Source organism: Dyella sp. C9 (genome assembly GCF_003332825.1).
In the GTDB taxonomy this organism is placed as follows: Bacteria; Pseudomonadota; Gammaproteobacteria; order Xanthomonadales; family Rhodanobacteraceae; genus Dyella.
Genome location: NZ_QIRF01000025.1, coordinates 25,355 through 31,862, shown reverse-complemented (window position 1 = coordinate 31,862; position 6,508 = coordinate 25,355). Strand labels below are relative to the sequence as shown.

5 protein-coding genes are annotated in these 6,508 nt (G+C 68.5%); 4 read left to right on the top strand and 1 reads right to left on the bottom strand.

Annotated features, from left to right (window positions below):
- Window positions 1-308: 308 nt before the first annotated feature.
- Complete coding sequence (locus DVU99_RS19190) at window positions 309-2,744, bottom strand: prolyl oligopeptidase family serine peptidase (RefSeq protein ID WP_114241841.1); 2,436 nt, start codon at window positions 2,742-2,744, stop codon at window positions 309-311.
- A 213-nt stretch (window positions 2,745-2,957) separates the two neighbouring features.
- On the opposite strand from DVU99_RS19190, the gene DVU99_RS19185 reads away from it, so the two are divergent.
- The 4 genes from DVU99_RS19185 to hemC all read left to right on the top strand — a co-directional run bounded on the left by DVU99_RS19185 (window position 2,958) and on the right by hemC (window position 6,465).
- Window positions 2,958-3,623 (top strand): alpha/beta hydrolase, encoded by a 666-nt coding sequence (locus DVU99_RS19185; protein WP_114241840.1) that lies wholly within the window; start codon window positions 2,958-2,960, stop codon window positions 3,621-3,623.
- 64 nt (window positions 3,624-3,687) lie between these two features.
- Window positions 3,688-4,755, top strand: coding sequence for a sensor histidine kinase (locus DVU99_RS19180; protein ID WP_114241839.1), 1,068 nt, complete (start codon window positions 3,688-3,690; stop codon window positions 4,753-4,755).
- The gene (locus DVU99_RS19175) at window positions 4,736-5,440 is read left to right on the top strand and encodes a LytTR family DNA-binding domain-containing protein (RefSeq protein WP_114241838.1); all 705 of its coding nucleotides are present in this window, start codon (window positions 4,736-4,738) and stop codon (window positions 5,438-5,440) included. Before DVU99_RS19180 ends, DVU99_RS19175 begins: the two co-directional genes overlap by 20 nt.
- A 107-nt stretch (window positions 5,441-5,547) precedes the next feature.
- Window positions 5,548-6,465, top strand: a complete 918-nt coding sequence (gene hemC, locus DVU99_RS19170) for a hydroxymethylbilane synthase (RefSeq protein ID WP_114241844.1) — start codon at window positions 5,548-5,550, stop codon at window positions 6,463-6,465.
- The last annotated feature ends 43 nt before the right edge of the window (window positions 6,466-6,508 follow it).

Sequence of the window (6,508 nt, the reverse complement as noted above, 5' to 3'; positions counted from 1 at the left end):
ATTTTCTTTGGGTTACTTTTCTTTGACTTCGGGCATCCTGCCCTGCGCCCTACGGGCCGGCTTCGCCGTTCGCACGCGCTCCAGGCGCGTGCGTGGGCCAGCAAAAGAAAAGTGACTCGGCGGCCGGCAGGACGTCGAAACGCCCGCCGCGTAGGCGGCACGCTGGCGATACCGCCGAGTAGGGCCAAAGTCGCTAGTACGCCGCCCCGATCAAGGCGGTCGCGCACAGGGTGCACTCCTACACATGACCGCGGTCGCGGATTTCATGCGTGCCCTCTCCCCACGCGGGAAGAGGGCACACAGGCCGCTTACTGCTTCACCGGCTTCACGTACGTGTTGAACAACTCGTCGATGCGGCGGTACTCGTCATGCCACGAGTCCGGATGCACGAAACCGTGGCGCTCCATCGGGTACAGCGAGATCCAGAAATTCTGCTTGTGCAGCTCGATGAAGCGCTGGTACATGCGCACCGTGTCGCTGGCCAGCACGTTGTCGTCGATCAGGCCGTGCTGCATCAGCAGCGGATCCTGCAGCTTGTCGGCGTAGTTGATCGGCGAGCTGGTGGCGAACGCCTCGGGATCGAGCTGGGGATCGTTGAGGATGTTCGAGGTGTACTCGTGGTTGTAGGTGACCCAGTCCGTCACTGGACGCAGCGCCGAACCTGCCGCGAATTCACCCGGCGCACGCAGCAGCGACATCAGCGTCATGAAGCCGCCGTAACTGCCGCCGTAGATGCCCACGCGCTTGGGATCCACCCCGCGGTTCTTCACCAGCCACGCCTTGCCGTCCAGCAGGTCTTCCAGTTCCGGATGGCCCATCTGGCGGTAGATCGCGGTGCGCCAGTCGCGGCCGTAGCCCTCGGAGGCGCGGTAGTCCATGTCCAGCACCACGTAGCCCTGCTGCACCAGCAGGTTGTGGAACATCTGCTCGCGGAAGTAGTTGGAGTAGGACAGCGTGACGTTCTGCAGGTAGCCCGCACCGTGCACGAAGATCACCGCCGGGCGCGAGGCGGCGGCGCCGGCATCGGCCGGGCCGTAGTACTTCGCCCAGACCGTGCCCGCGCCATGCGAGGACGGCACGCCGACGATCTGCGGCGCGAGCCAGGCATGGGCGGTGTAGGCCGGCTTCATGGTGTTGGTGAGTTCGCGCGGCGTGCCGCCGGCGGCGTCCTGCACCGCCAGCTGGGCCAGCACGTAGGGCGAGGAATGCAGCACGCCCAGCTGGCGGCCATCGGGCGACAGCACGAAGTCGTCCATGCCCTGGTACTGGGTCACGCGGCTCAGCTCGCCGCCGCCGCTGGGCAGGCGGTAGACGTCATAGCTGTACGGCGCCATCTGGTTGGTGCGCACGTAGAACCATTGGCCGTCCTCGCTCAGCGCGGGGTGGCTCACTTCGAACTTGCCGGTGGTCAGCGCCTTGGCCTTGCCGCCCAGCGACTTGCTGTAGAGCTGCGAATAGCCGGTTTCCTCGCTGAGGTACCACAGCGTGCGACCGTCCTTCAGCCAGCCGAAGTCGTTGAAGTTCCAGTTGATCCAGGCGTTGTCGGTGAGGCGGTGCTGGGTCACCAGCGCGTGCTTGTCGAAGTCGACGCTGGCGATCCAGCGGTCCTTGTTGTCGATCGCGCGCAGCTGCACGGCCACGTTCTGGCCGTCGTCGCTCCACACGATGCCGCCGCCACCGCCGTCATCGGCGCCGGAGATGATGCGCACCGGGCGCACGTCGGGCGCCTTCAGCGCCTTGGCCTCATCAGCCTTGCCATCCTTTTCCAGCGCGGCGACGGTCTTGGCGCGGATGTCCTTGAGCGGATCGTCCTTGATGCCAGGCAGCACGTCGGTCTTCAGCGGGTAGAACTTGGCCGCCTTCAGGTCGACCAGGGTCAGCGACTGCGGCACGGGATCGTTGCGGCCCACGTAGACGCGCGTCTCCTGCTGCTCGGCGTAGCCGGAGTCGGTGACGTAATGCGTGAGTTCGGGCTTTTTGCCCTCCTTGGCACCCTTGGGCTGGGTGACCACCAGCATCCAGCGGCCATCGGGGGACAGCTCGGTGTCCACCGGCTCGCCGCCTTCGCCCAGGTAGATCGGCTTGGGCGCGCGGCCCGGGTCGGCGGCGGCCAGCGCGTCGTCGTTGGCGCGCTGGGCGTCCTTGTCGGACTTGTTCTCGCGCAGCGACTTGAACAATTCCAGCTGCTGGCGACCCAGCGCATCGGGCTGCTTGGCCTGCGGGTCGTCGACGAAGCGCAGCACGGCGGCCGGCGCATTCACGCCACTGGCGATGTCGTACACGAACCAGTTGTTGCCCTGGCGGTACTGCAGGCTGCGTGCGTCGCTGGAGAAGCGCGGCGAGGACTCGGGCTCGCTGCTGCGGGTGACCTGTACCCGGCGGCCGCTGGCCAGCTCCGCCAGGAACACGTCGCCGTGGCGAATGAACGCGGCGTAGCGATGCGCGCGGTCGAACACGGCCGGGCCGTCGGCCTGCGCCACGGCGGCGGCGTCGAGCTTCACGCTTTGCCCACTGGCCAGGTCGACACGATACAGGTCGCGCACCTTGCTGCCGTCTTCCTTGAGCGAGTAGTACAGGCTGCGGCCGTCCACGCTCCAATAGGGGGATTCCACCGCGGCGCCGATCCAGTCCGGATTGGCCATGATGGGTTCCAGGTCCAGTTGGCCGTCCGTGGCAGGTGGCGTCAGGGCCGCCGCAGGCAGGGTGGCCAGGGCAGCGAGGCCGGCAAACAGCATTCGGCGCATGGAGGGCTCCACAGTCAAAACGTTGCAGGATAGCCAAGGCCCCGGCCCAGGCAAGCGCCGATAGTCCCGGTTCAAACTACGGGCCTAGGCAGCTAATCTTTCCGATCCTCCGGGCAACGCGGCTGTCGGCTCATCGCCGGCCCAAGCGTTCGGGAACTTCACTGGGGCGCCGGACGTCTGCGCCTTCTCCCTCTCCCATCCAGCGAACTGTCCATGCCCCTGCCGACCGTCGAAACCGAAACCGCTCCCCAACCCACCCACAGCGTGATCTGGTTGCACGGCCTGGGTGCCGACGGCCACGACTTCGCGCCGCTCGTGCCGGAGCTGGTGTCGCTGGACTGGCCGGCGTTGCGTTTCGTGTTTCCCCACGCGCCGGTGCGCCCGGTCACGGTGAACGGCGGCATGCCGATGCGTGCCTGGTACGACATCGCCGGGGTGGACCTGGTCTCGCGGCAGGACGAAAGCGGCATGCGTGCCTCGATCGCCAACGTGGAAGCCCTGATCGAGCGCGAGAACGAGCGCGGCGTTCCGACCGAACGCATCATGCTGGCTGGCTTTTCCCAGGGCGGCGCCATCGCGCTGTCGGCCGGCCTGCGCCATGCCCGGCGCCTGGGCGGAGTGATCGCGCTGTCCACCTACCTGCCGATGCAGGCCTCGGTTGCCGCCGAGCGCAGCGAGGCCAATGCCGGCCTGCCGGTGTTCTGGGGACATGGCACGGCCGACCCGATCGTGCCGCTCACCCGCGGCGTGAGTTCGCGCGACCTCTTGCAGTCGCTGGGCTGCCCTGTCGCCTGGCACACCTATCCGATGCCGCACTCGGTGTGCGCCGAGGAGATCGCCGACCTGCGCCACTGGATGACCCCCCGCCTGGCGCTCTGAGCGCTGCGACGATCCCGCCGACGGTCGCATTCGCCCCACCGGGGCATGCGGCATACTCCGCCGCATGACGGATACCCCCATCGCCACGTCCGTGCCCGGCCCGGCCGAACCGCACCTGCTGCCTGACTTCTGCAGCATGCCGGTGCTGTTCGCGTTGCTGGTGGTGGCGGCCATCACCGTCACCGTGATGTGGCTGGCGCCCAACAACGGCCACGGCTGGCAGGGCTACACCATGGGGATGCTGTTCGCCGACTGGCTGGCCCTGGTGAGCGGGGTAGCGCTGTGCAAGCTGCGCCCCCTGCTGCAGCGCTTGCCGGCCTATGCCGCCTACGCCAGCGTGTGGCTGGTGATGGTGCTGATCGTGGCCGGCGCCAGCGCGCTGGTGCACTGGATGGACAGCGCCATGGAGATGCAGCTGCTGCAGGACAGCGCCGGCATCTTCGTGCGCAACAACACGGCGATCGCCGCCCTGCTGAGCGCGGCGATGCTGCGCTATTTCTACCTGCTGGCCCAGTGGCAGACGCGCCTGGCCGCGGTGACCACGGCACAGGTGGCGGCCCTGCAGGCGCGCATCCGCCCGCACTTCCTGTTCAACAGCATGAACACCGTGGCGGCGCTGGTGCGGGTGGACCCGGACGCGGCCGAGCGTACGGTGGAAGACCTGTCCGAGCTGTTCCGCGCCGCGCTGGGCGAACACGGCACCCGCGACGGCACCCTGGGCGAGGAGCTCAGCCTGGTGGAGCGTTACCTGGCGATCGAGCAGCTGCGCCTGGGCGACCGCCTGCGCGTGCAACGCGAACTGGACGATCTGCCGCCCGGCTTCCCCTTGCCGCGCCTGCTGCTGCAGCCGCTGGTGGAGAACGCCGTACGCCACGGCATCCAGCCCTCGCGCCAGGGTGGCGAGGTGATCCTGCGCGGGCAACGCGAACGCGACGGCATCGTGATCGAAATAGACAATCCCTGCCTCGGCCCGCCCACGCCCGGCGGCCACGGCCACGGCCTGGACAACGTGCGCCAGCGCGTCGCCTATCGCTACGGCCCGCGCGCACGTGTGGAAGCCGGCCCCCAGGGCGACCGCTTCGTGGTGCGCCTGCAACTTCCGGATCAAGTCCATGCGCGTACTGATCGTTGACGACGAACCCCTGGCCCGCGCCCGGCTCGCCGCGCTGCTGGGCGAATGCCAGGACGTGGAGGTCGCCGGCAGCGTGGGGGATGGCGAAGCCGCGCTCGGCGCGCTGGGCGAGCTGCAGCCGGACGTGCTGCTGCTGGACATCAACATGCCCGGCCTCAGCGGCACGGCATTGGCCCAGAGGCTGGCCGGGCTCAAGCGGCCACAAGTGGTGTTCTGCACTGCCTACGAAAACCACGCGCTGCAGGCATTCGAGCTCGGCGCCGTCGATTACTTGCTCAAGCCGGTCCGGCTGGAGCGGCTCAACGAGGCACTGGAACGCGCGCGCGTACGCCTGGCGCAGACGCCCCGCGCCGTGCCGAACTACCTGCACGGCCGCCTGCGCGGCGAGCAGGTGCGCGTCGCGCTCGACGACGTGGTGTGCCTGCTGGCGGAAGAAAAGTACGTGGTGGTGCAGCATCGCGGCGGCCAGTTGCTGCTGGAGGAGTCGTTGCGACAGCTCGAAGAGGCCTATCCGGAGCTTCTGATCCGCCTGCACCGCAATTGCCTGGTGCCCGCGCAGCGTCTGATCGGCCTCAAGACGCTCAGCGACGGTCGCGTGCTGGCCCGGCTGGGTGGCACCGAACTGATGCCCGAGGTGAGCCGGCGCAACCTGCCGGCGCTGCGCCGCCTGCTGCGCATGGGCTGAAACGTGCGACCTCGCGCACCGCGCGGGCCCCTGCGCGATACGGCGCAATTACGCCACAATGCGGCTCCCCATTGAAGCCAGCGCGCGGCGCCTCCACCGAGAACAGCATGACTCCTTCGACCCTGCGCATCGCCACCCGCAAGAGCGCACTCGCCCTGTGGCAGGCCGAGCACGTGGCCAGCGAACTGCGCGCCACGCACCCCGGGCTGGTGGTGGAACTGGTGCCACTGTCCACCCGTGGTGACGAGATCCTCGACAAGCCACTGGCCACCATCGGTGGCAAGGGCCTGTTCCTCAAGGAACTGGAAGTGGCCATGCTGGAAGGCCGCGCTGACCTGGCCGTGCACTCGTTGAAGGACGTACCGGCCGAACTCGAACCCGGCTTCACGCTGCCGGCGATCCTGCCGCGCGCCGACGCTGCCGATGCCTTCATCAGCAACGATTACGCGAATCTCCATGAGCTGCCGCTGGGCGCACGCGTGGGTACCTCCTCGCTGCGCCGGCAGGCGCAACTGCGTGCAGTGCGGCCTGACCTGAGCCTGCTCGACCTGCGCGGCAACGTGGGCACGCGCCTGTCCAAGCTCGATGCCGGCCATTACGACGCCATCCTGCTGGCCTGCGCCGGGCTGGAGCGCCTGGGCCTGGCCAGCCGCATCCGCAGTCGCCTCACCGCACCCGACTGGCTGCCGGCACCGGGCCAGGCAGCCATTGCCATCGAGTCACGCAACGATCAACCCGCCGTCATCGATTTGCTGCGTGCGCTGGACGATGCCCAGACGCGCCTGGCCGTCACTGCCGAGCGTGCGATGAACCAGGCACTGGGCGGCAGCTGCACGGTGCCGGTGGGTGCCTGGTGCACCGTCACCGAACGCGGCCTGCACCTGCGCGGCATGGTCGGCGACGTGAGCAGTGGCCGCCTGCTGCTGGCCGAGGCACAGGCCGAGGGTGATCAGGCCGAAGCGCTGGGCCGGCAGGTGGCCGAAGCCCTGTACGAGCAGGGCGCCAGCCAGTTCCTCGGCCACTGAAAAACTTCCCTGCAGGAGCGTTGCATCGCCACCGCGCCTCCCG

What these genes read in the sequence shown, in the direction of transcription:
- DVU99_RS19190 (WP_114241841.1), bottom strand. Translation starts at nt 2,744, where the DNA reads ATGCGCCGAATGCTGTTTGCCGGCCTCGCTGCCCTGGCCACCCTGCCT.
- DVU99_RS19185 (WP_114241840.1), top strand. Translation starts at nt 2,958, where the DNA reads ATGCCCCTGCCGACCGTCGAAACCGAAACCGCTCCCCAACCCACCCAC.
- DVU99_RS19180 (WP_114241839.1), top strand. Translation starts at nt 3,688, where the DNA reads ATGACGGATACCCCCATCGCCACGTCCGTGCCCGGCCCGGCCGAACCG.
- DVU99_RS19175 (WP_114241838.1), top strand. Translation starts at nt 4,736, where the DNA reads ATGCGCGTACTGATCGTTGACGACGAACCCCTGGCCCGCGCCCGGCTC.
- hemC (WP_114241844.1), top strand. Translation starts at nt 5,548, where the DNA reads ATGACTCCTTCGACCCTGCGCATCGCCACCCGCAAGAGCGCACTCGCC.